Source organism: Rhizobium chutanense, from assembly GCF_002531935.1.
Taxonomy (GTDB): Bacteria; Pseudomonadota; Alphaproteobacteria; order Rhizobiales; family Rhizobiaceae; genus Rhizobium; species Rhizobium chutanense.
Map to the genome: position 1 here is coordinate 146175 of NZ_NWSV01000012.1, position 24487 is coordinate 170661.

Consider the following 24487-nt stretch of genomic DNA (forward strand, 5'->3'; position numbering starts at 1 on the left):
CGCCCCTTGCGCGGCCGAAAGACACGCGACGTGGTAGCGGCGCATCAGGGAGTTTTCCTCTGCTCCCTCCGCGGAGCGAAGCTCAGGCGAGGGACGTCTCACCCTCGGCATAGGCTTCAAGCGCTTTCCGATTGAGAATACGGATTTTGCCTTGCGTCCCGTCGACCACTTTGCTCTCGCGCAAGCGCCGCAGGCACTGGTTGACCTTTTCACGCGACGCCGGCAGCGTCGCGGCCAGATCGTGTTGGGAGATGGTCAGTTCATCGCCGCTGTTCTGCGCATCCGTCCGGTACACGGTGGAAAGACGCAGCAACGTCCAGGCCAATCTCTGCCTCAAATTCGATCCGGCGTTGGAAATGATCCTCAGCTCGAGTTCGGAAACACGCGCCAGCGCCTTCGACAGGATCTTGACCTGGAATTGCGGATCGGTCGCACATAGGTCCCGCAGCAACCGGCCGTCGAAGTAATGCAGCTCACAATCCGACGTGGCCCGATATTCGAGATTGAGAGATTGCTTGCGCAGCACCTCCAGTTCGCCGATCAAGCCGCCTTTCGGAATGATCTCCACGATAAACTCCCGCCCATCAGCAAGCGGAGTGCTTGCCCTCACCATTCCGCGATGGACGCGGGCGAACATATCGATGACGACACCAGCGCCGGCAATAACCTCACCACGGCGAAATTTTCGAACATTCGTGCGGCAAAACGGAAACTCGTGATCCAAATCCGCCCGGCGGCCGTATTCATGACCTGCAGGCCCGCAAGTAACCGCTTCACCCGTTCGCGGAGCACTTTCCTCAGTCCTGCCGCCTCGGATGTTAATCATCCCGTCCATTGCGAGTAACTCCACGCAGACTAATTGCCTTGCCGTCGCCGTAAACATTCGTAATGGGTCAAATTAGAAAGTCAAATAGTAATAATATAAAAATTTCGTGTTAAAACTATACATAAATCTGATTGATCCTCATATTTGAATATCTTAAAACTGCTATTGAATTCTATTGAAAGGAAATTTCCAAATCTATGTGACACTTTTTATACAATTAACAGCAACTGCACACCGAAAGAATAAATCAAGAAATTCCGGATAAAAATTGCAAATAAAAATAAATGTAATTAATACTCAAATCACGCAGTTCGAAACGAATACTTATTTTAAGTATTCACAAGAATTTCTTTGAGGTGCAAAGATTTTATTCACGATTATGACCTTGGTCACAGACATCGAGCCTGGATTAAAACAAGCTTTGGCTGTGATTTCTGGGATTCGTTCTAACGAGGACGCGGATGGCGGGAAAAAATCATAGCATCGACGCAACCCAAACTTGGCGGGATTTCGCCGGAGCCCGACAGAACAGGCATCCCTCCAACTCGTCACAATCCCGCACGATCAGCAGAATTCTGAAGCGCGCGCTGGATATGCTCCTTGCGGCAACGCTCTTATTGCTTCTATCGCCGCTCTTTTTATCGGTGGCCGTCATCGTCACGTTCAGTGACGGCGGGGCTATTTTCAATTCCCGTCGTCGGATCGGTTATAAAGGAAAGGAGTTTGGTTGCCTGGCATTTCGGACCGTGCATGTAACGGTGATCGGCGATGTATTGCAGCGCTCAAACCTTGAGACGCTTCCGCAATTGATCAATGTGTTGCTCGGCCATATGAGCCTCGTCGGCCCCCACGCGATTACAAAAGAAGAACTGCCGCGTTATGGTGAACATGCCGATGCCTATATGTCCGTCCGTCCGGGCCTGACTGGTCATTGGCAGAGCGGTGGGCGCAGCGACATCAGCTATCGAGTTTCCCTCGATGTCGACTATCTGTCCAAATGGACGCTCGCGCAGGATTTCGTGATCATGGCAAGAACGGTATTCGCCCTGCTTTCCCGGCATGCCTTGCTGCCAAAGCAAGAGCTGTGACGGTCTGACACGAGGCCGAGATAGCCCTCGCCGATATCCTATCCCTGGCGCCAGCCGTCGCTTTATCCGTGAGGGCGCTTGCCGGTCATATGCGGTCGATCGGCGATGGAGTCCCTCTTCCGGCGTTTTTGGATATGCGCCCATAATGCGAACGCAAATAGTCCCGCCAGATAACATATTTCCATCAAAGCAAGCAGCTGGAGGCAAGAAACGCTCGCTTCCGCAAAGGAAGAACCTCTCAGCAGGATCATGGCGCCCCAGGCCGCGACCAGCAGAAATGCGAAAATTGCAAAGGCCCAGGCGCGAATTGTCGCTCCGGCAGCGACGGAGACTGCAACCACGATGAGGGTGCTTTTCAGCATTATTCCTGCTCCTCTCTTCACACCTCCTTCAAGCCGCCGTCAGCCCTGAATGCATGACGAAACGTGAAGTCGAAACGAGGTCCGATTAAAGTATTTTATCGGTTATCGTTAAAATATTGCTAAGATGGCTCAACAAGTCGAACCAGCCAGTGCCTGGAATATTCGGCTATTCATCCAGCAAAGGCGCTATACGCCAAAAAACAAGAAATCTGCAGATATTGCAGCCCGGAAGATTTAGGCATTTGGGAGCTTAATACAGGAACTATTGATGTGCAGGCGCGGCATTCTCCAATCGAACGAAAGCATTCGTTCGATTGGAGAAAAGATGGGGCTGCACATAGGTTTAGGACGAGTGCATTACGCTCGCCACCGCCCGGATCGCGCCTGCCAGGCAAGCACGCGATATCGACCATATCAGCAATTGGTGGCTGCCTGCTCGAAATTCGGCACTATGAAAGGCCGGCTGCTGCTCACCCGTAACGATCGCCACCATAAAGAACGGGGTTCGCGGCAATGGCGAACCCTGCTGATCCCTGGCCGATCAGGCTGTACCGGGAATTGCCGGCCTCGAACGGATCCCTATTTCGAAGCCGCCCCGGCCAATTTCGCGCCGCGCTGAAGGCTGAGGTTTTCAAGCCAGGTGACTTGTTTCCTCAATTTCAGTGCCGGCTTTTCGACGAATCTCCACGAGAAGGCAGCAAAGCAAGTGGCAACGATGCTGCAGACGATGCCGTTCAGCAACCAGTTATGCGCCCACGGCCCGAGCGCCACGAACGCCTGTTGGATGGGATAGCCATAGAGGAAGACGCCATAGGAGTAGTCCGCTCCCCGCAGAATGCCAAGCTTGCGCGGCGAGGTCAGACCGAGGAAGACCGTGACATATCCCATGGCCGGAATGGCAATGAAGTCTCCGAAGGAGGTGAACCAATAAGCCCACAGGATCACGGCCACCGAGGCGAGGAAAATTCTTGCATCCCACAGCACCTTATCCTTGTAGAGATAAAAGGTCACCCCTGCGAGAAAAGCACAAATGAGCAGATTGCCCGACGCGGTCGTGGGCATCGTTGCCCAGTCGCTTTCATGTTTCCAATACCTTGCGATACCGAAGCTGATGATCAAGGCCGGCGTGACGATAAGGGCAATCACCCGCCGCCGGACCACGCCAAGCACGAAGAGGGCGGCAATCACCATATAGCACTCGAGCTCGAAGGGCACGGTCCAAAGCTGTCCATTCACCATCGCCGCGTCGGGATTATCCAGGAACACTCCGGGGAGATTGAAGTGAATATGCCCGGTGACATTCAGCAGGTAGGTAAAGAACTGAGGATCGCTGAAGTAGTCACGCAGGTCATACTCCGTATAGATCGCTCCTAGTATAAAGGCAGCCAGCAATACCTCCACCGCGAGAGCGGGGTAGATCCGGATGAATCGGTTACCGAGAAAAGAGATCAATGTCTTCGACCGTTCAAGACTGCCGGCCACCAGGAAGCCGCTCAAGACAAAGAACATGGGCAGCACTGACTTGATGAGAGGGCGGAAGGGCGACTCCCAGAGAAAAAGATCATCGCCATACGTGACGCGGGCCGTATGGATCCAAAGCACTGAAAAGGCTAACAGTAATCGCATGTAATCGAATCCTGTCGGTCGCCCGTTCGCTAGATCAAGCTTTTCGCCGAGAAACATCTGTGCCCCTTTCAGAAGTATTGACGCAGTTCGGAATGGCGCTCTGTTGTCGCGGAGCGGCTGCGATACCCTTGCCGGATTGGCACCGCATGTCAGTGACCACAGGTACATCAGGAAAAAATTGAACGAGAGAGTCCCCTCTCTCGAAGCGAGATAGCTGACCATCAAGCCAATGGCCCTGTGCTTCCCGAGGTGCCATGCGACGGTCGGAGTGGGAATCCAGGCAATCGGGCAGCGGATTGGATAAGAAAACGATGAAATTTCTGGCCACCCTGTTCTGCATCGTTCTCGCCCTTATCGGATTGGCGCTGGGGGGAGGCGGCGCGTGGCTGCTCAGTCTCGGCGGCTCGCCCTATTATGCGATCGTCGGGCTTGCCTATCTGGCAGCCGCACTTCTGCTGTGGCGCCGCAAGACGTCTGGCAGCCTCCTGGTCCTGTTTGTCGCCGTCTTGACCCTTCCCTGGGCGCTCTGGGAGTCGGGCAGCAATTTCTGGGCGCTCTTTGCCCGCCTGATGTCTCCGATTGCGCTGGCGGGCTTTGCACTTTTCTTTGCACCATTGCGTTCGCCGACCGCCAACCGGAAGCTCTTCCATGGTGGCGCCCTGCTTGCCGCCATCCTGTTCGTTGTGGGTTTTAGCCTGGCTTTCACGCCGCACGGCGTCATCCGCCCCTCTCCCGATATCCCCGCCTACAAGACCGCCAAGGGCGACAACGCACCCTCCGACTGGACATCCTATGGCCGCAACACGGCAGGAGATCGTTATTCTCCCTTCGATCAGATCAACCGGAGCAATATCGCCAAACTCGATCTTGCCTGGACATACCGCACCGGGAAGAGCGAAGGCGCCGATCAGAACACGCCGCTGCAGATCGGCGATACGGTCTACACCTGTACGCCGACAGATGTGATCGCAGCCCTGGATGCGGATACCGGTAAACCCCGCTGGACCTTCGACCCCAAGGCGTCAGCGCCCTATTGGCAGCGTTGCCGCGGCCTTGGTTATTACAAGCTGCCGCAGGAGGCGCAATCCGCCGACGGTCTTTGCAACGAGCGCCTGGTGCAGACAACCATCGATGCCCGCCTCCTCGAGATCGACAGCAAGACCGGGGCGCCCTGCAAAGGCTTCGGAGACGATGGCACCGTGCTGCTTTCCCAGGGTATGGGGGAAGTCAAATCCGGCTATTATTTCCAGACGTCGGCGCCGCTGATCGCCCGAAATCTGATCGTCGTCGGCGGCTGGGTCATGGACAATCAGGAGGTTGGCGAACCCTCGGGCGTCATCCGCGCCTTCAATGTCGTTACCGGCGAACTCGAATGGGCATGGGATCTCGGCAATCCCGAGATTACCAAACTTCCGCCGGAGGGCCAGACCTATACGCGGGCCACGCCCAACATGTGGACGACGGCCGCATTCGACGACAAGCTTGGCCTGATCTACGCACCGCTCGGCAATACCACCCCGGATTATTACGGCGTCAATCGCCCCGCTTTCGCCGATCAATACAATGCCACGCTGGTGGCCCTCGATGTCACGACAGGACGGGAGAAATGGAAATTCCAGACCGTGCATCACGACATCTGGGACTATGACCTCCCGGCTCAGCCGGCTCTGATCGACCTGCCCGATGGCAATGGCGCCACCGTGCCTGCTCTGCTGCAGACCACCAAACGCGGGCAGCTTTTCCTGCTTAACCGTCAGACCGGAGCACCGCTTGCCGAGGTTCAGGAGAAGCCAGTGCCGCAGCAAGGCGGCGCACCGGAGGAGAAATTGTCTCCGACGCAGCCCTATTCCGTCGGCATGCCGACAATCGGCGCGGACCGCGTGACGGAAGAGACGGCCTGGGGCCTGACGATGTTCGATCAGCTGGTTTGCCGCATCGCCTTTCGCAAGTTGCGTTATGACGGCGATTTCACCCCGATCGGCACACAGCAGGCGATCCAGCAGCCGGGGAACCTCGGCGGCCTCAACTGGGGCAGCATATCGGTCGATTTGCCCAACAACCGCGTCTTCATGAACGATATTCGCGTGCCCAGCCTCTTCGCGCTCATTCCACGGCAAGACTATGTCGATTTTGCCCTCACGACCACGGCACACGGCCCCTCCGCCCCGCAGCGCGGTACGCCTTACGGCATGTCGACCGAGATGTGGACCTCGAGGCTGCGCGTTCCCTGCACGCAACCGCCCTTCGGTACCGTTACCGCCGTGGATCTGACCACCCGCAAGATCGCATGGCAGGTCCCGGCCGGGACCGCCGAAGAACTGGGGCCGTTCAAGGTCAAAACCAATCTGCCAATGCCGATGGGCCTGCCGAGTTACGCCGGCACCTCGGCAACCGCCGGCGGCATAGTCTTCTTCGCCGGCTTTCAAGACTATTATATAAGAGCCTATGACGCCGAGAACGGGACCGAGCTCTGGAAATATCCCCTGCCGGTCGGCGCGAGCGCCACGCCCATGACCTACGTCTCGCCGAAAACCGGCAAGCAATATGTCGTAATATCGGTTGGTGGAGCACCCTATTCGGCTGACGTCGGCGACTACGTCCTGGCGTTTTCGCTGAAGAACGGGGATTAGCTGCCGGTCATCCTCTCAGCTTCAAGAAACCGGTCGAAGGCAATAGGGATTTGGCGACGTCAACCGTCACTCTGTGCTATTTTGGATCCGACGAGGAACTGAGGTTACGGGCGTGACGCGAAAACTGGCGGCGATCCTGGTCGCGGATGTGGTCGGCTATAGCCGCCTCGCCGGTGCGGATGAGGATCGCATCCTGGCGCGGCTGAGAACGCTGCGCAGCGATCTGATCGATCCGACCATTGCCGTGCACAACGGCCGCGTCGTCAAGCGCACCGGAGACGGAAGTCTCATCGAGTTTCGCAGCGTCGTCGACGCTGTGCGCTGCGCCATCGAGGTACAGACCGCCATGGTCGAGCGCAATATCGGCGTGCCCGCCGAGCATCGCATCGAGTTCCGGGTCGGGATCCATCTGGGTGATGTGGTCGAGGAAAATGACGGCGACCTGATGGGCGACGGCGTCAATATCGCCGCGCGGCTGGAGGGAATTGCCAAGCCCGGCGCCATCTGTCTCTCCGAAGATGCCTACCGCCAGGTGAGAGCGAGACTTGATCTCGCCGTGACCGATCTCGGCCAAATCCAGCTCAAGAATATCGCCGAACCGATGCAGACCTATTTACTTCAGGTCGGACCCATCTCGCAGCCGGTCCCGGCACGACAGCCGGGAGAGCCGTCCACAAAGAAACCGCCTTCGGCGGCGGCGGTTGCTGATAAGCCCTCCATCGCCGTCCTGGCGTTCAACAACATGAGCGGCGACGCCGAACAGGAATATTTCTCCGACGGGATCAGCGAGGATATCATCACCGATCTCTCGAAACTGTCCGAGTTGCACGTGATCGCCCGCAACTCATCCTTCGTCTACAAGAATGTCACAGTCTCCGTGCCTGAGATGGCCAAGGCGCTCGGCGTCCGCTATGTCCTTGAAGGCAGCGTGCGCAAGGTCGGCAATCGGGTGCGTGTCACCGCGCAATTGATCGACGCGAGCAATGGCGGACATATCTGGGCCAGCCGCTTCGACCGCGACCTTACCGATATTTTTGCAGTTCAGGACGAATTGACCCAGGAGATTGTGGCGGCCCTCAAGCTGAACCTCACGCATGGCGACCAGGACCGCCTGGCCCGGGGACGCGCAGTCGACGTCGGCGCTTACGAGTTGTTATTGCGCGGCCGTGAGCAGGCGTCTGCCCATACCCGAACCGGAAATATGGCCGCCCGCAGCCTGGCGGCAGATGCCCTCGCCATCGATCCGGACTATGCGGCAGCCCAAGCGCTCATTTCCTTCACGCATGTGCTCGACTACGTCAACGCCTGGAGCAATGATCCGGAGGCGTCGCTGCAGATCGGATTGAATATTGCGCAGCAGACGGTGGAATTGGCCGGGGAACAGCCCAACAGCCACTTCGCTCTGGGCATGGCATCCATGTGGAACCGCGAACTGGACCGGGCGCGGGCGCAAGTGCAGCAGGGCCTCGCGCTTTCTCCCAACTCCGCCGCACTGCTGATGCTGATGGCCCATATCCAGATATTTTCCGGCGATCCCCAAGGCGCCCTGGAAACACTCGACGCATCGATGCGCCTTGATCCTCACCATCCGGAAATTCTTTTCCAGTTTCTCGCCGATGCACGCTTTTCTCTCGGTGAATATGATCAGGCGATCGTCGCGATCGAGCAGCGGCTTCAGCAAAACGCCCAATCGGAAACGGCCTACGCCCTGCTCGCCTCATGCTACGGCCATCTCGGCCGGCCGGAGGAGGCTCGGCGGGCGTGGGAAAAGGCGCTGCAGATCAATCCCGATTTCTCCGTCGAGCGCCGCCGCCGCGTCCTGCCGTTCCGCAACCCGGAAGATTTTGACCGCCGCGTTGAAGGGCTCCGAAAAGCGGGGCTGGTGGTGTCGGATGCCACCTGCGCTCTTTGACAAAGCCGGGGCACCCGACTCCGGTTTTGCAGAGGCCTTCGCGGCCGACGCGCACGCGACTGCTTGGGCGCAAACCTCTATCGCGACCACCGCGCGATGAGCTGGTCGGTGTTTGCCAATGCCTTGCGGACGGCGTTGCGCGCCGTGGCCGGTCGCTGCAAGCGGATGCTTTTTTCAATATTTTCATGAAGTTTCAGCGCGTAGCGCAAATTGTCTTCCTCTCGCGTGACATGAGCGAAGAGGTGGTTCAGCGCCGATTCGATCAAGACGCCGAGAGGCACCAGCAAATCGTTGCCGGAAGCGCGTAAGATCGCGATGTGAAATCGCGCATCGGATTCGGTTCGCTGCTGGAGCGATGTCGCCTGCTCCATGTCATGCAAAGCCTGGCTGATCGCGTTCATTTGCTCCTCGGTCCGGCGCTCCGCAGCCAGTGCCGTCGCTTCCGGCTCGATCATATGACGGAGTTCCTGCACCGCCCTCAGAAAAGATTCCCGATCGGGGGATGCGGCATACCAACCGAGCACATCTCGATCCAGCAGGTTCCAACGTTCCTTGGGTTCGACCCAACTGCCGATTTTCGGGCGGGAAGAAAGCAGGCCTTTGGCCATCAACATCTTGATGGCTTCGCGCACCGCCGATCGGCTGACTTCGAAGACTTGCGACCACTTTGCCTCATTCGGCAGGATCGTGCCCGGCGGGTAATCGCCGCGCACTATTCGCAGCCCTATCTCGCCCGCCAGAGACACATGGACGCTCGCCCCGGCCATGCGGGGAGAATTGGGGCGCCTTGTGGTGGCCGAGCGGTCGACCGTCACCACCTCGACCGGAGCCCCCGGCTTTCCCGATTTCTTGTCAGGCATTTACGTCTACTGCCTCAGCATTCTTTCGACTGTCTGCGCGTACTATCAAAACAATCGTGATAACGAGGAAGTCGCCTGCGATTGACCCCGCCAAAAAGCGCGGAATCCAGGGCGCGTCAAGCCCTGCGGATCTTCCGATCCGCCTGATGGGGACAGTCGGCGGCACCCGTGAACCGGGCGCCGCCAAACCGCAAACCTACTTTTGAATGCAGGTATCGACCGTATCCTTGGTGCACTCGTCGAGCCCGGTGAAGACCGGATCTTCAACCGGCTTGCCGGCAATCAGATCCATCATCACCGAAGGGGCCTTGTAGCCCATTTCGAACGGCCGTTGACCGACGAGCGCCGTCACCAGGCCTTCGCTCGCAATAGCAACCTCGTCGCCGATCGTGTCGGCAGCGCCGATGACGAAATCGTTGCTGGCGATCTTGGCGGCCATCGGCTTGAACAGGTCGCGATAGGGTTGCGGCGCGCCGAACAACGGCCAGCCACCCATAATGCCGAATGCGTCCAGGTCGGGATTGGCGGCCAGGATATCGGTCATTGCCTGAACACCCTTGGCGCCATCGTCATTGGTGAACACCGGGCAGCCGGCGACCTCGGTCCAACCACCCTCGCCTTTGAGCGCGGCAAGGCCTTTCTGGCCGGTGAGCGTGTCGCGCATACCTTGTGCGCGGCGGAGAATATTGTCCGCTCCCGGATTGCCTTCGATCGTGCAGATCTTGCCGCCCTTCGGCTTGGCCTTCTTGATATATTCGCCGATGCGGGCGCCCATCAGATAATTGTCGGTGCCGAGATAGGTCTTGCGCAACGCGGCATCCTCGGCTGCAAGGTCGGCATCGAGCGTCATCACCGGAACCGTCGGATTGGCGGTCTTCAGGGTCTGGGCGATGAGTTTTGCATTTGACGGCGAAATTGCGATGGCAGCCGTGTCCGCCTTGCCCAGCATATCCTGAACGATCTGCGCTTCGCCGGCTTCATCGGATGTCGATGCCGGACCGGTATAGAAGCACTCGTATTCCGCCGTCGGATTCTCCTTGTTCCATTTCTGGCAACCCTGATTGATTGCTTCGAAGAACGGATTGTCGAGGCCTTTGACGACGATGACGAGTTGCTTCTTGGCCAGGGCCTGCCCGGCGGTCATTGCGAGAACTGCGGCTGTCAGTAGTAATGCCTTCCTCATGGTTTCCTCCCTTGAAACAGACGGGCACGGCATGCCCGCCACACGAAATCAACCCGGATACCAGACGATGCGAGGCTCCTCCTTCGAACGCTCGTATTGCCATGCCGAGTCGATAAGCATTTCGAGATCGTAGGCGGGCCGCCAATCCAGCAGGTACTTCGCCTTGCTGTTGTCCATCCAATTGGAATGGAAGCGGCTTGGTATCTCGACGGAATCGAGATTGCGCGTGCGCTGGAGATAGGCGGCGACTTCAGCATAGTCGACGGGCCGGTCCATACAGATATTGAAGAGCTGCCGCTCCGCCCGAGGGTTGTCGATCGCTGCCAATATTGCCGATACGAGGTCGTCGACATGCACGAAATTGCGTTTCAGCGGGCGTCCATCGGCATCAAGCAGCAGCGGCACTGTCCCCATGGCCGCATAGCGCCGCGCCGCATCGTCCGGGACGAGCGTCTTCCAGTCCGGGCCGCCAAAAACGTCGTCTCCAAAAGACAGCGAATATTTGAAATCGTCCTTTTCCATGATCCAGGGCGCACGCAGGCAGCAGCCATTGAGGCCATATTGAATGCCGAACTGTTCCAGCACGACCTCTTCCAGAACCTTGGAGAGCGCATAGCTTCCGGGATAAGCACAATGGGGCGTTTTCTCGGTGATCGGGCCGTCGTGACGATAGTGGAAATGCCCGATGCCCGCATCGCCGCCGATCAGGATGAACTGGCAGGCCGTGACGCTCGTGCGGAACTCCTCAAGCAGCCAAAAGAGACCTTTGACCGTGACATCGATGATGTCTTCCGGCGTTTCTTTGCATGTGGCGAGATGCACGACATGCGTAACGTCTTTGAGCGCCGCTGCCACGGCATTGCGATCGGCAATCGACCCGCGGATGACCTCGACACGGTCAGCCTCATCGCAAACACGGTTATGACAAAGCGCGCGGATGCGGGCCTTGGAAAAGCTCGGATCGTCAAGCAGCCCAGCTATGAAGCGCCGCCCGACCTTGCCCGTCGCACCGGTCACAAGGATCAGCATGCTCTATCTCCCCCGCTGATAGCTAATATCCGAGCGCCGGTCTCGTCAAATGATATTTGTCTGACAAAACCGATTTTTGCGACAATAGGGCCGTTACCTCGGACAATGAGTTGACGCTGTCGCCGGGTTTTGCGTAAATGCTCATGATCGCTTTTCCTGGGAGGAGATTGGAAAGGCGAACTCGCTGGAACCTCGCGCCGAAGGCAAGTCGGCTGCGACGGATAGCCTGCAAATTGGGAGGCAGGGAGACGGGTGGCGGTTCTTGAGCTCACCAATATTTCCAAACATTTCGGCGCCATCCAGGCCGTCAACGATGTTTCGTTTTCGCTCGAGGCGGGGCAGGTTGTCGGCCTGATGGGCGACAACGGCGCCGGTAAGTCGACATTGGTGAAGATGATCGCCGGCAACTTTCGCCCGAGCCACGGATCCATACGGCTCGACGGCGCCGATCTCGTGCTTCATCGGCCGAAGGAAGCACGCCAGCATGGCATCGAGATCGTTCATCAGGATTTGGCGCTCTGCGACAATCTGACGGCGGCGGCCAACGTCTTCCTCGGGCGAGAATTGCGCCGCGGCATAGGGCCTCTTCGCATCCTCGACTACAAGGCCATGTACAAACGCGCCGGCGAGATATTCCGCGAGCTCAAATCCGAAACGCGGCCCCGCGATCTCGTCAAGCAGATGTCAGGTGGCCAGCGGCAAGCGGTCGCGATCGGCCGCACGATGCTGTCGGAAGCGAAAATCGTCTTGATGGACGAGCCGACGGCAGCCATTTCCGTGCGCCAGGTGGCTGAGGTTCTCAATCTCATCCGCCAATTGCGCGACCGAGGCATCGTCGTTGTCCTGATCAGCCACCGCATGCCCGACGTCTTTTCGGTCGCCGATCGAGTGATCGTGATGCGGCGCGGCCGAAAGGTGGCCGACAAGCAGATTGCGGCAAGTTCGCCGGAGGAAGTGACGGGACTGATCACCGGCGCCATCGAACAGGTGTGATCGATGCTCTCCGTTGCAACAGGAAAGAAGAAGGTCGACGATGGCAATGACACTTGACCAGACGATCGGACAGAGGCAACGGGGCTGGCTGGCATCGGTCTTCAGCGGCCAGACATTCTGGGTGCTGATTGCGGTCATTCTCGCCTGCATCTTTCTGTCGATGACGACCGATTCCTTTGCGACCGCGAAGAATATCTACAACATCACCCGCAACGTCACGTTCGTCGCCATTATCGCACTCGGCATGACTCTTGTTATCATCACCGGGGGCATCGATTTGTCCGTCGGCTCGGTGCTTTGTCTGTGCAGCATGGTGCTGGCGGTCACCATGCACGCTGGCTACGGTATTGAAGTCGGTATCGCCGCCTCGATCGGCACCGCTCTTCTGATTGGAGCTTTCAATGGCGTATTGATTGCATATCTCGGTTTCCCGCCTTTCGTCGTCACGCTCGGCATGTTGTCCATCGCGCGCAGTCTTGCGATGGTTGCATCCAACAACACCGTCGTTTTCCAGTTCGGTCCCGATCACGACAAGCTGCTGGCGCTCGGCGGCGGCGCTTGGCTTTTCGGCATCGCCAATCCCGTGCTTTACATGCTGGTGCTGGCGCTCATGACCGGTTTCGTGCTGCGCTGGACCAAGTTCGGCCGTTATGTTTTTGCGATCGGCGGCAATGAGCACGCCGCGACACTGACCGGCGTTCCCGTGCAGCGGATCAAGGTTATCGTCTATATGATTTCTGCCTTGTCGGCAGGGATTGCCGGGATCATTCAGACCGGCTGGCTCGGCGCCGTCACCACAAATATCGGCGCCGGAATGGAACTTCAGGTCATTGCCGCCGCGGTTATCGGCGGCGCCAATCTCGCCGGCGGTGTCGGCACCGCCTTCGGAGCCTTGGTCGGCGCCGCACTCATCGAGGTCATCCGCAACAGTCTCGGCCTGCTCGGTATCAACGCCTTCTGGCAAGGATGCTTTATTGGTGGGGCAATTGTGCTCGCCGTGCTGTTTGACCGACTTCGCAACTTGCGACAGGGCGAATAAGCGAATCCGCCCTCTAAAGCATGCCGCGCAAAAGTGTGCAGCGGTTTTGCGGCAACGACATGCGAAAACAAGGACCTAAAGCGCGAGGAGCGAATCTGAAAGATCGCGACGCGCTTTAGAAGTGCGCCGGCACATGCGTTTGAACGACCGATCGGCATTCAAGCCAACGATCGCTTGTAGGGCCGAAAACCTCCCTGGCCGGAGCCTTCATTTCTTGCCGTCCGCCAGCGCCTCTTTCCGCCGGCGGCCCGGCAGCCGCGATTTGAGGTAGCGCCACAGCGGCGAGATAACGTAGCCGACCACCGGAATTGTGATCAGGCCGACGACAATACCGACGATGCCGGCGCCTGCGGCCTCGACGCTCCAGCGCAGCACGGAGGCCAGAACGGGAATGGCATGCGCGACCACCTCCCCGGCATCATGGATCAGATGCGCAAGCCCGCCCGCGCCATAGGCTTCGAGGCCGTGAACGATGATGCCGCCGCCGACCCAGATCATGGCAGCCGTTCCGACAACACCAAGCACTTTCAGAAAATAAGGCATGCCGGTGACAAGCCCTCGTCCGAGCGCGCGCAAGAAAGGGCCCATCGGAGGCGCCGTCTGCGCACGCGCCATCATCAACCCCAGATCGTCGGCCTTCACGATCAGCCCCACGCCGCCATAGACCATGACCGTGATACCGAGTCCCACGACGGCAAGGATGAAGGCCTGCGTGAATATGTTGCCCGACGGCAGCGCGCCGAGCGTAATCGCCATGATTTCGGCAGAGAGGATGAAATCCGTCTTGATCGCACCGGCAACCTTCTGGTCTTCGAGCGATTGCGCATCGAGGCTTGTCGTCTCGAGTGCCGATTCATGGGCGTGGGCAGCATGCGGCAGCACCAGCCCATAGACTTTTTCCACGCCTTCGTAGCAGAGAAAAAGCCCGCCGATCATAAGCAGCGGTGTGATCGCCTGCGGCGCGACAAGGCTCAGGATAAGCGCTGCGGGAAGCAGGATCAGAAGCTTGTTCTTCACCGATCCGAGCGCGATCTTGCCGATGATCGGCAATTCGCGTGATGCCGAAAATCCGGTGACGTAGCGGGGCGTGACTGCCGCATCATCGATGACCACGCCAGCCGCTTTCGCACCGGCTTTGGCTGCTTGCCCGGCAATATCGTCAAGCGAGGCCGCCGCCACCTTGGCCAATGCAGCGATATCATCAAGAAGGGCGATCAAGCCAACACTCATTCAAGCCTCCGTTGGGAAGACAGACTTACATAACGAAAAATGGAAAACCCGTCATCCAACGACCTCGAGGCGAGACGTGGCATTCTCCGCCGGGAAGATGCCACGCACAGATCACGACGGCAATGCAGTTTTCGCCGGCATTGGAGGTTGTTCCTGCGGCCTCCCCTCCGAGTTTTAGAGGCATTTCCAGGCAGAGTGTATACCTAAATTCCAGCGGCCACCGCTGGTGAGCATGCATGACGGCAATAATCACGATATCCCGCCCGACCCGGTGTGGAATGATATAGGGAACATCAGCCAACACCACTTCACGCGTGCCCTTGATGCGGCGGCCTTACACGCCCAGGAAGGTCAGACTGCCTCTCGACGCGAATTTACCGCTTTGGCCCCACATCTGACGAGCTCTTCTAAACGCGGGCTACGGCGGCGCTCAGTGTTCAATACCGTAATATACGCCCCTGAGCTCGCTGTTTGGTGCATAATCTTCTGGTTCGATCTCCATCAGTTGTTTGGATCGGAGCTAGGCAATGGTCGGATCAAAACCTCTGTTTGTTGCTTTGCTGGCCTCGAGCTCCTCCCAACTGATCGGCAGAACGCGCGAGACATAAATACTGAGCAACGGCTCATAGTGGGCCGTCACAAATCGGCCTGAGACTTACGACTGGATGCTTTGGCCGACGCGTCGATCTCTGGATGGCCGTCCAGCCCGTTGCACCTCTGAAACCTGTAGCTGCCGACACTGGGACGAAGTGCGAAAGTCGCCAAAATGCCAGGGGAGAGACAAATTTTCGATTGGAGGGAGCTGCGGCCGTGACTCCTGAAACGAACATGACAATCGGCGGAGATGAAGGCGCCGCCACCTTCGTTGCGTTCCTTCGGCTCGACGTGCTGGCTGGCCTCACGGCCGCTGCGATCGTTCTGCCAAAGGCAATGGCTTATGCCACGGTCGCCGGCTTGCCGGTGAGTGTCGGCCTGTATACGGCGTTCGTGCCGATGATTGTCTACGCATTACTCGGCACGTCACGTGTGTTGAGTGTCAGCTCAACGACCACTCTTGCCATCTTGGCGGGAACTGAACTTGGAATCGCCGTTCCAGATGGCGATCCCGCTAAGCTAGTCACTGCCCTCGCGACACTTGCGGCGCTGACCGGTGCCCTCCTCATCGCAGCCTCCGTACTTCGGCTAGGATTTGTGGCCAATTTTATCTCGTCGCCGGTGTTAACCGGCTTCAAAGCGGGCATCGGACTAGTGATCGTGCTGGATCAGATCCCGAAACTGCTGGGTGTGCACATTGAAAAGGCTGGGTTTTTCCGCGACATCGTGAGTCTCGTGCACCATGTGCCGGAGACGTCGCTGCTTACGCTGACAATTGCAGCCGCGGCGCTGATCGCATTGGGGATAATGGAAAAGCTTTGGCCCCACTCGCCGGCCCCACTCGTGGTGGTCGGCGCGGGCATTTTGATTTCCTGGGTCGCCGGCCTGAATGCGTTGGGCATAGCGACGGTCGGTTTCATTCCGCGGTCGCTGCCATCACTCACTCTACCCAATGCGGGTTTGGTCGAGCAGCTTCTGCCCGGAGCGCTCGGCATCGCTCTCATGAGTTTTACCGAAACGATAGCCGCGGGTCGGGCGTTCGCCAAGCCAGCCGAGTCGCCAATCAAGCCCAATCGCGAACTTCTTGCAACGGGCGCCGCGAACCTGGCTGGAGCGTTCTTTGGCTCCATGCCTGCAGGCGGTGGCGCTTCACAGACGGCTGTGGTTCGCGCCGTGGGCGGACAGTCCCAGACTGCATCGCTTGTCACTGCTGCGACTTCAGCAGCCACCATGCTGTTCCTTGCCCCACTGCTTGGCCTGTTGCCACAGGCTGTCCTCGCAGCAATTGTGATTATCTATTCAGTCGGGCTCATTTCCCCGGCAGAGTTTGCGTCCATCCGCAAGGTCCGGCGGATGGAGTTTCGATGGGCGCTGGCGGCGTTCCTCGGCGTTCTCGTTTTCGGTACGCTTCAAGGCATCGTCGTCGCGATTGTTCTTTCGCTGATCGGTTTGGCCAGCCAGTCGGCAAAACCGAGAGTTTATGTCATTGGCCGCAAGCGGGGCACTGACGTCCTCCGGCCGCTGTCTGCGGACCACCCCGACGACGAAACATTTGAACGCCTGCTGATACTTCGTCCAGAGGGCAGACTCTTTTTCGCAAATGTTCAGCAAGTCGCGGATCAAATTCAGGCATTGGTAGCCGAGCATAAACCGGAAGTTCTCACGCTCGATATGAGTGGTGTCTTTGACATCGAGTATTCCGCCCTCCAGACGATGATCGAGAGCGAACGCCGCGTTGCCGCTCAGGGCATAACCGTTTGGCTCGCGGGATTGAATCCGGATGTGCTTGACTATCTTCGAGCCTCCGGTTTCGCCGACAAACTCGGCCGTGAGCGCCTCTTTTTTAGCGTGCATGCCGCTCTGCAACGCTATTTGGAACGTGCTGGCGGCAGCTAGATACCACGGCCCCGTGGTTGCTCTGGTTGAGCATTGTCACGCCGTGCAATGTAGTTTGTGTAAGGAAGCAAGTTGCTTCATCCGAAAGCCGCAGGTGGGTCGTCAACAGGAAGACGACGACGCACTAATGACCGTTGATCCCGGACGCTTGTTTGAGCCACGCGGGTCATCGTCTCACTATTGTAACGGAGGAATCACCGATGCGATCTCTATCCGAAGGCCCCTTCGATAATGCCGGACGGCTTGCCGCCGTGGTGGTTATGGCGACGCTGGCGTGCACGGCATCCGTCCGCGCAGACGACAAACAGGCCAAGACCCTGTTAAAGGCAATGTCGGACTACATGGCAGCGCAGGAAACAATATCATTCGAGTATGACACGAACCTGGAGGTCGTTACCAAGCAGCATCAGAAGCTTGCCCTAGCAAGCTCCGGTGCGGTGAAGATCAATCGGCCTGACAAGCTACACGTCACACGCCAGGGCGGGTTCGCCAACGTCGAAATAGTCTTTGACGGCAAGACGCTGTCGGTGCTCGGGAAGGACGCCAACCTCTATGCGCAGGCCGAATTGCCCGGAACGACGGACAATCTCATCGACACCTTGCGGGACAAGTTCCATCGACCACTACCAGCCGGGGACATCCTGATCTCACACCCTTACGACGCGCTCATGTCCGAGGTGATCGACGTGAAGGATCTCGGGAGTGGCGTAATTCGAGGGGAAGAATGCGACCACCTGGCATTTCGCACCAAGGAAGGAGTTGATTGGCAAATCTGGATCGCCCAGGGCCAGCCCCCTACCCTTGTCGCTACGTTGTCACCAGCACCAAGGTCGCAGGCTTCCCGCAGTATACCATTGACGTAAGGTCATGGAAGGCCGGACCGGATGCAGCGGCGGGCGATTTCACCTTCGATGCACCCAATGGCGCTCAGAAGCGGGACTTGAAAAACCTGCCGGACGCTGACGAACTTCCAGAAATATTCTCAATGAAGTGATCGAACGTGGAAGGAGATTGGGCATGCGCAGATGGATCGCTATCACTTTGCTGGCTGCGGTCGCCGGTACCTCAACCGTCGAATTTCGCGAAGGCCCCGCAATCGAGTTTAACCTGGTGCCTAGTGTAGAGGCGAGGGTCGGGAGACCGTTGACACCCGTTAGCGTTGCCGGCGTTGCCCGCAGGAGCGCACGGCGATGTGAAGCCGGTGTCTACAACTGTTAGCCGGGGATCGACCGCCAACCACGGGTTCGGTCCTCTGAACGATGGAGGTTCGCTCGTATCGCGCAGCCATCTCGGCGTTGAGGCAATAACATACCATTGATCCACTCATGGGTCCGACCCCAGTGGCCGGATCTTCGTCCGGAGGATCTGTCGACATGGCAACGGACTCCACCAAAGACCATTCGTGTGAAAACTCCGCATTGCTGGCCGAAGTGATCTATCGGTTCGCGTTTGATGCGGCACACAGGCCCCTGCCGCGGGATGCGCAGGCTGCCCGTCTACGCCTCGAGGCTGGAAACCGGGCTTTCGCCGAACTCCTCGTCCAGCTCGGCTCGTCAAAGGCAAAAGCACTAAGTATCGATATCGACCCGCGTGATATCGGCCTCTCTCCAAGAGGAAGCGCGGCACCAGTTCAGCAGCCGTTCGCGGCAGTTGTCGGCTGCGCCGACGCGCGTGTTCCGGTCGAACTGATCTTTTCCGAAGGCCCGAACGACTTGTTCGTCGTCAGGACCGCCGGCAATGGTATCGGGGATGATGTCATGGGAAGTTTAAGCTATGCGACCAGCCATCTCGGGGATAGTCTAAAGTCTATCGTGGTTCTTGGCCACAGCGGTTGCGGCGCCGTTTCTGCGACAGTCGACGTCTATTTGCAGCCTGCCAAATACATGAACATCGTGCCGCTGAAGGATCTTCGGTGCATCGTGGACCGCACACTCGTCATTGTCCAGCTCGCAGCGACATGGCTGGAAAGGGCTCATGGAATTGAGGTCATACGCCAACCAGGCTATCGAACCGCACTGATCGAGGTTGCGATCGCATTAAACGCCGCTTTCACCGCCTACAATATTCGGACAAGCCTCGGGCTAACCGGAAACGAGGCGATAGACGTCGTCTATGGCATCTACCTTCTGGAGCAACGACTTGTGTGGTCGCCACGCGAGACAGACCGAAACTGGTTTGGGCTCGCGTCTGCCCCCGTCGACGCGAATGAATTTGTGGTGCTGTGTGATCTGGCGGTGTCGTGTCCTAGAGTGACCGCTTTACTCGTTGCCTAGAGTATCCGGTGGGGTCCCCAATCGGTAGCTCCTCAGGAGCCTTGCGAACCACACGGACCAGCCATTGACGCTGCTCGGGCTATTCTCTCCGTTCAGGGTCGTCGCGTCCCGCCGCACCCAGCGCCTGCACGCTGACCGCCGCAACTATGCCGGTCAGCACGATCCCGGAAAATCCGATGACCATGGCAAGAACGCGCGCTGAAGCATGCTTGGGCGTGAGATCGCCATATCCGATGGTAAGCCCAGTGACGAAAGTGAAATAGAGGGCTTCGCCGATACTCCACTCCTCAATGAGGCTGATGATGATGCCCGATCCGAGCATGATGATTAGGATCCCGGAGAAAATCGGCCACATCAGGTAAAGCTCTTTCACGAGCGCTGCAAAGAAGAGTCGCCTGGTTTTTCTCCGTTCCGATCTATGCGTTGCTTTCACCATCAAAACGCCTGCCTTCTCCCAAACAAAACAGACTGCATCCCTTTTAGTTTTAGGTCTCCAAGGGCGTTTCTACGCTAAGCCAGTTCGTGACGATCGAATAGCCAATAGCCATGACAAGCGGACCGACAAAGATGCCGATGATCCCCATCGTGAGAACGCCGCCGATCACGCCGATAAAGATGATCCAGATTGGAGAACCGGCTCCGCGACCGATCAGGAGCGGTTTGATGACGTTGTCCAGGATGTTGATGATAATGCCCGAAACCGTAATGAAGATCGCCCAACCAGTTTGACCTTGGTAGGATAGCCAGACTGCGGCTGGAATCCACACAAGCCATGTGCCGATTTGCAGCATGGCCGTGCCGAAGCTAAGCACGCCGAGCGGTACGGCGAATGGAACCCCTGCAATAGCAAAGCTGATTCCGGTCAAGATGCTTTGAATTAGTGCGGTTCCCATCACGCCCTGCACGACGCTGCGAACTGTTCGAACGGCAACGTCGACCAAGCTTTCTCCAGTTGGACCGCCAAGCCGGCGCCCGATGGTGCGGAAGGCTGACGCCGTACTTCCGTGGGTAGCGAGAAAGACCCCGGCGAGTATGATGGAAAGCAGTATCTGAAGAATGGCAAGCCCAAGCGATGCACCAAACGCAGCAAGCCATTGAAACGCTGGAGCGAGGTATGGCTTCAAGCTTGCTAGGACATTGCGTGAGGCTTCCGCGGCCGCACTCCACTTCTCTCCGATCGTCGACCCAACCAGCGGAATATCGGCAATCCAGGGCGGCGGCAGCGGTAGCTTTAGCTCCGTCCAATTGTTGGTTCGGGCTGAAATGGCTTCCGTTGCTCGATCGAAGGAGCCCGGCAAATAGGAGAGTGGCACGATCACAAGTACCATCAATACAGCCAAAACAAGAAACGTCGCAGTTTTCGTGCGACTCCCGATTGCGTCAGCGATGCGGCGTTCCAACGGCAATAGTGCCACCGCAATCAGTGCTCCCCACGCGAGCACGCCCATCAGCGGCCAGGCGATCCAAAAACAAGCCAAGATGATCGCGCCTATGACAAGAAGACCAACCAGCCGCTCGGCCCAGACGCCTAGGGATCCCTCTACGCCCGTAGTCATGCGATACTCCCGCTGTGCGTTCAGTAACCGAATTCTCAGAAACCTAGAGCGCCAGGGCGATCGAGGTCGCTTCACGATCGAAGCCATAAAATTGCCGTTTCGAGTTGGCGGATAACCTCCGCTTCCAGTTCCGCGCATATCACCTCATATTCACGAACAGGGCGGTCGTCATCGTTCTGGTGCCGGAAGGCTTCAAGGGCGATGCAGGCCTCGTCGTAGGCCTCAAACAGGTCGCAGAATAGCCGCCGGGACGAGGACGCAGCCAGTGCCTCAAGTTGCTTTCGCGCAGCGGGTAACTTGAGCATCAATCGATGCAACCCACATTGCGCGGTTCCAAGGTTACCTTCGATCTTCCCAAATCTTTGGCCATCAACACGCGCCAACCCTCGGTCAAACGGCGAGCCGCCAAAATCACTGTTCACTTCCACCATGCCTTCCGGACGCAGGTTTTCAGCTTTGCGTTTGAATAGATCGGACGCGAGACGCCGAGCTTCACCCCCGTGTCGGCATAACTGCGGTCACATCCACTTCGGCTGGGCGACCCGTTGCGCTATCAATGACTGCAAACAATCCCCAGCACCCAGCCATGCAGCGATATCTGGCATTGGAAAGGAATTGCCGTTCTTTCATTTTTCGGGCCCCGCAATTATGGCTGAGTTCCGTCGAAAAAGGTGAACAACTGAGCTTAGTACTATTATACTCCATGAATCTGCAGCAGTGACGTAATATACATAGCCATGACACCGAGAATACCGGAATCTACGCCCAGTTCCGCCGGATGGAGCCCACGATGAACGGACCGTCGAGCTGTCGCGGACAGCAACAAGATCTGAAGTCGACGGACTCTTGAGCGAGGAAATGATGCGCGTTTTGCTCTACTTGCTTGAGGCGCGCTCCTCTTCGACAAACATGCCTCCCGCGCCTAACCCTGCGAGAAAGCGTTCACCTCCCGGCGAACAACGCGACCGAAGTCGAAGGGAAGGCCAAGACAGCAGCGGCCTTTGATATTACGGAACTCTATGGGACAGAGACGTTTCGATCGGCGGGTCCACAGGTGCAAGAGCTCGACGGGCAGGAAATTTCGCGCTGCCTAGCCCTTGGGTATCTGCCGTCTTCGCAAGCTCCAAGTCTTCAGGGAAACGAAACAGTTCTTGTAACTGCCGGTCCAACAACTCGAGTTCTTGCTCTAGCGCAGGTCGACGAGCGGCGGGGAGTACCTGCAAGCAATATTCCAGCACAGCGTGCAGCCGACGCGCAATCTGGAAATTCTCCGCGCCGTAAAGTCGAATTTCGCTGAAGGTCAACTTTACGAAATCGTCCCAGCTTGGCATTCGGCATACAACCTTCAACTCCCCCGACCGGTTCCGGATCCTTTCGCCACGTAAGCTGCGCTTGCCCACCAGGCAGAGAAGCCGCTGCAACTGGTCGATCGCGAGCACGGCCGTTGTCGGATCATTGATGGCCTTCGAAAGCGCCTTGATGGCGATGTCCACGATGATCCGGAACGCGAAGGTCACGTCCTGCTCAAGAGACCGCTCCTGCCCAAAGGCGATCATCGTCTTGAGGGTGGCTTCCTTCGGAAATCGATCCCCGTAGAGCAGGAACAATGGTTCGTCAGACGCGATGAAGTCGCCAATCCTCGGAACCAATTCGATCACACAGTGCGACCTCTCAGCTTCTGCCAGCAACGCGTTTCGATTGACAGCCACGATAATCGCTGGCCGCCCTTTGTAGAGGACGATCTTGTCGGGACTGTCTTTCGGACCCACGCTGTCCGCTCCGCTGCCAGATTCCTCAGTCGCCAATATCGGATAGAGGCGCTCAATGACCTTGCGCCCCTCGTCACTGACCCGCGCGACGATGCTGACGGGCCTTAGAAGGCGGGCTGCATAGTCGATCAGATAGAGGAAACCTGCGATGGACAAAAATCCCAGAAGCCCAGCAATGGCGACGACTTTATGATGCACATCGGTCTCGAGCCTCGCCAGGGCACCTGTCGCAAAAAGCAAAGTGAAGATGAACAATCCGACCGTGAACCGGATGGCGTTGTCGCGCAGCAACGTCGTCGCGATAATCCGGGGTGTAAGCTGACCGCCTGCGACCTGAATTGCCACGAGTAGCGAACCGAACGTGAAGACCACAAAGGTCAACGTCATTGTAATGATGGTTTCAAGCAACCTCTGGGAGCCAGCCACCCCCCAGGGCCATGGTTCAAGCCAGATCAACCATTGCTCGAAGAAATATACCAGTCGGATTGCCGCTACATAAAGAAGCAAGGCGACAAACGGCACGAGCCACAACGACGACTTGATGTAGCTTCTCAGGCTGAAGAGCCGATTCCATCCCATTTTCGTTCCCCGGACGACCAAGCGGATCATATCCCGCTTACACTCACTCTTCGAGAATCGTCGTTTGTCCCAATCGCAAGCCCGTAGGACCGATTGGATAGTCGGCCCCCTCGTTGATGCATCGTCGGTCGGATTCCTGGCAGCCCGGCCGACGATGCAGTTTTGCGCCCGGGCACTGGTCAGTATTTTATGTCTCGCCCAGTCTGACGGCCACTCTGCTTGGTCTGCCGCTTGTCTTGCCGACAAGCCGCATTGCTCTTTTCATTGGCTGCGCGACATGCTTGTTTTGTATCGCGGGCGCCCTGGCGCGTATCCTGTTTGACGTCACGCGCGGCACGGCGTTGTTGTGCCTGCTCTGTAGCCCACGATAAATCCGGCAGACTTGCGAGAAACATCGCGGCCAGCAAAGCACTAAACAGAGGCTTCGGTTTGACCATTCTCTTGACTCCTCTAAATACCTGCGAACCCGCGTCGGTATCGTTGCATGGAGACTGAGCAGGCCCCTCGGATCAGCTAAGCAGGGTAACCCGGGATCGATGAACGCGCGTCATTCGTCCGCCTGCATCCCAACCGACATATCGAGGCAAGTCAGATTATGCACTAAACCGGTGCGAGGGGGACGTATATTACTGTATAGACAAACCGGCTATCGCCCTCATTAAGGAGATTATTGGCTGGCGCCGGACCGCGGCTTCAGGCGCGTCCTGCGTCCGTCATCCTACGACTTCTCGGCCGGCCGCGCTAATCTACTGCCGTGCCGTATCTTCAAGCCCTATACCGACGGAATTGTCGCCACGCGAACATTGCCCATCTCTGGAAGTCGACGCCCTTGCTGCGACATCAAGGTTGGCGGTGTGCGGGCACGGTTTCGCCCCGCTGATGAGGTCTCCAGTCCTCGGGCTACGGTTACCAGCAACGCAAATAGCCCGCTGGTTGGCGGGCTATTTGATGATCCATAAAGGGAAGGAATTTGGTTGCGGGGGCAGGATTTGAACCTGCGGCCTTCAGGTTATGAGCCTGACGAGCTACCGGGCTGCTCCAC

General features: G+C 57.9%; 20 protein-coding genes and 1 pseudogene. 9 read left to right on the forward strand and 12 right to left on the reverse strand.

Annotated features, from left to right (window positions below):
- Positions 1–82: 82 nt before the first annotated feature.
- A complete protein-coding gene (locus tag CO666_RS19310) occupies positions 83–835 on the reverse strand; it encodes a Crp/Fnr family transcriptional regulator (RefSeq protein WP_097613804.1) in 753 nt (250 codons plus the stop codon).
- A gap of 452 nt (positions 836–1287) precedes the next feature.
- Between CO666_RS19310 and CO666_RS19315 the strand changes: the two genes are divergently transcribed.
- A complete protein-coding gene (locus CO666_RS19315) occupies positions 1288–1914 on the forward strand; it encodes a sugar transferase (RefSeq protein ID WP_097613805.1) in 627 nt (208 codons plus the stop codon).
- A gap of 62 nt (positions 1915–1976) precedes the next feature.
- On the opposite strand, the gene CO666_RS19320 is transcribed toward CO666_RS19315, so the two are convergent.
- Complete coding sequence (locus tag CO666_RS19320; RefSeq protein ID WP_097613806.1) at positions 1977–2276, reverse strand: hypothetical protein; 300 nt, start codon at positions 2274–2276, stop codon at positions 1977–1979.
- A 579-nt stretch (positions 2277–2855) separates the two neighbouring features.
- Complete coding sequence (locus tag CO666_RS19325) at positions 2856–3959, reverse strand: acyltransferase family protein (RefSeq protein ID WP_097613835.1); 1104 nt, start codon at positions 3957–3959, stop codon at positions 2856–2858.
- Positions 3960–4213: 254 nt separating this feature from the next.
- On the opposite strand from CO666_RS19325, the gene CO666_RS19330 reads away from it, so the two are divergent.
- A complete protein-coding gene (locus CO666_RS19330; RefSeq protein WP_097613807.1) occupies positions 4214–6532 on the forward strand; it encodes a membrane-bound PQQ-dependent dehydrogenase, glucose/quinate/shikimate family in 2319 nt (772 codons plus the stop codon).
- Between the two features lie 112 nt (positions 6533–6644).
- Positions 6645–8444: an adenylate/guanylate cyclase domain-containing protein gene (locus CO666_RS19335; RefSeq protein ID WP_097613808.1), complete on the forward strand. Its 1800-nt coding sequence runs from the start codon at positions 6645–6647 to the stop codon at positions 8442–8444.
- A 77-nt stretch (positions 8445–8521) separates the two neighbouring features.
- On the opposite strand, the gene CO666_RS19340 is transcribed toward CO666_RS19335, so the two are convergent.
- From CO666_RS19340 to CO666_RS19350, 3 genes are all read right to left on the reverse strand, one after another.
- Positions 8522–9304 carry a FadR/GntR family transcriptional regulator gene (locus CO666_RS19340; RefSeq protein WP_097613809.1) on the reverse strand — a complete coding sequence of 261 codons (783 nt, stop codon included), beginning with the start codon at positions 9302–9304 and terminating at the stop codon, positions 8522–8524.
- 196 nt (positions 9305–9500) lie between these two features.
- Positions 9501–10487, reverse strand: a complete 987-nt coding sequence (locus CO666_RS19345; RefSeq protein WP_097613810.1) for a substrate-binding domain-containing protein — start codon at positions 10485–10487, stop codon at positions 9501–9503.
- A 48-nt stretch (positions 10488–10535) separates the two neighbouring features.
- Positions 10536–11516: an NAD-dependent epimerase/dehydratase family protein gene (locus CO666_RS19350; protein WP_097613811.1), complete on the reverse strand. Its 981-nt coding sequence runs from the start codon at positions 11514–11516 to the stop codon at positions 10536–10538.
- Between the two features lie 252 nt (positions 11517–11768).
- On the opposite strand from CO666_RS19350, the gene CO666_RS19355 reads away from it, so the two are divergent.
- Both CO666_RS19355 and CO666_RS19360 read left to right on the forward strand, forming a co-directional pair.
- Complete coding sequence (locus CO666_RS19355; protein ID WP_097613812.1) at positions 11769–12509, forward strand: ATP-binding cassette domain-containing protein; 741 nt, start codon at positions 11769–11771, stop codon at positions 12507–12509.
- A 40-nt stretch (positions 12510–12549) separates the two neighbouring features.
- On the forward strand, positions 12550–13548 hold the full coding sequence (locus tag CO666_RS19360; protein ID WP_097613813.1) for an ABC transporter permease: 999 nt from the start codon (positions 12550–12552) through the stop codon (positions 13546–13548).
- Between the two features lie 207 nt (positions 13549–13755).
- On the opposite strand, the gene CO666_RS19365 is transcribed toward CO666_RS19360, so the two are convergent.
- Positions 13756–14778, reverse strand: coding sequence for a DUF808 domain-containing protein (locus CO666_RS19365; protein ID WP_097613814.1), 1023 nt, complete (start codon positions 14776–14778; stop codon positions 13756–13758).
- A gap of 828 nt (positions 14779–15606) precedes the next feature.
- Here CO666_RS19365 and CO666_RS19375 point away from each other — a divergent pair.
- The 4 genes and pseudogenes from CO666_RS19375 (at position 15607) to CO666_RS19390 (ending at position 19541) form a co-directional block, all read left to right on the forward strand.
- On the forward strand, positions 15607–17268 hold the full coding sequence (locus tag CO666_RS19375) for a SulP family inorganic anion transporter (protein WP_097613815.1): 1662 nt from the start codon (positions 15607–15609) through the stop codon (positions 17266–17268).
- Positions 17269–17468: 200 nt separating this feature from the next.
- Positions 17469–18262, forward strand: a pseudogene (locus tag CO666_RS19380) (DUF2092 domain-containing protein).
- A gap of 23 nt (positions 18263–18285) precedes the next feature.
- A complete protein-coding gene (locus tag CO666_RS34570; RefSeq protein WP_425352417.1) occupies positions 18286–18486 on the forward strand; it encodes a hypothetical protein in 201 nt (66 codons plus the stop codon).
- A 155-nt stretch (positions 18487–18641) separates the two neighbouring features.
- On the forward strand, positions 18642–19541 hold the full coding sequence (locus tag CO666_RS19390) for a carbonic anhydrase (RefSeq protein WP_097613817.1): 900 nt from the start codon (positions 18642–18644) through the stop codon (positions 19539–19541).
- 79 nt (positions 19542–19620) lie between these two features.
- On the opposite strand, the gene CO666_RS19395 is transcribed toward CO666_RS19390, so the two are convergent.
- The 5 genes from CO666_RS19395 to CO666_RS19415 all read right to left on the reverse strand — a co-directional run bounded on the left by CO666_RS19395 (position 19621) and on the right by CO666_RS19415 (position 23882).
- Positions 19621–19977, reverse strand: coding sequence for a potassium channel family protein (locus tag CO666_RS19395; RefSeq protein WP_097613818.1), 357 nt, complete (start codon positions 19975–19977; stop codon positions 19621–19623).
- Positions 19978–20026: 49 nt separating this feature from the next.
- Positions 20027–21097, reverse strand: a complete 1071-nt coding sequence (locus CO666_RS19400) for an AI-2E family transporter (RefSeq protein WP_179869721.1) — start codon at positions 21095–21097, stop codon at positions 20027–20029.
- Positions 21098–21168: 71 nt separating this feature from the next.
- Positions 21169–21528 (reverse strand): nodulation protein, encoded by a 360-nt coding sequence (locus tag CO666_RS19405; RefSeq protein ID WP_245436815.1) that lies wholly within the window; start codon positions 21526–21528, stop codon positions 21169–21171.
- Positions 21529–22104: 576 nt separating this feature from the next.
- A complete protein-coding gene (locus tag CO666_RS19410) occupies positions 22105–23475 on the reverse strand; it encodes a DUF2254 domain-containing protein (RefSeq protein ID WP_245436816.1) in 1371 nt (456 codons plus the stop codon).
- 149 nt (positions 23476–23624) lie between these two features.
- Complete coding sequence (locus CO666_RS19415; protein ID WP_097613820.1) at positions 23625–23882, reverse strand: hypothetical protein; 258 nt, start codon at positions 23880–23882, stop codon at positions 23625–23627.
- Between the last annotated feature and the right edge of the window lie 605 nt (positions 23883–24487).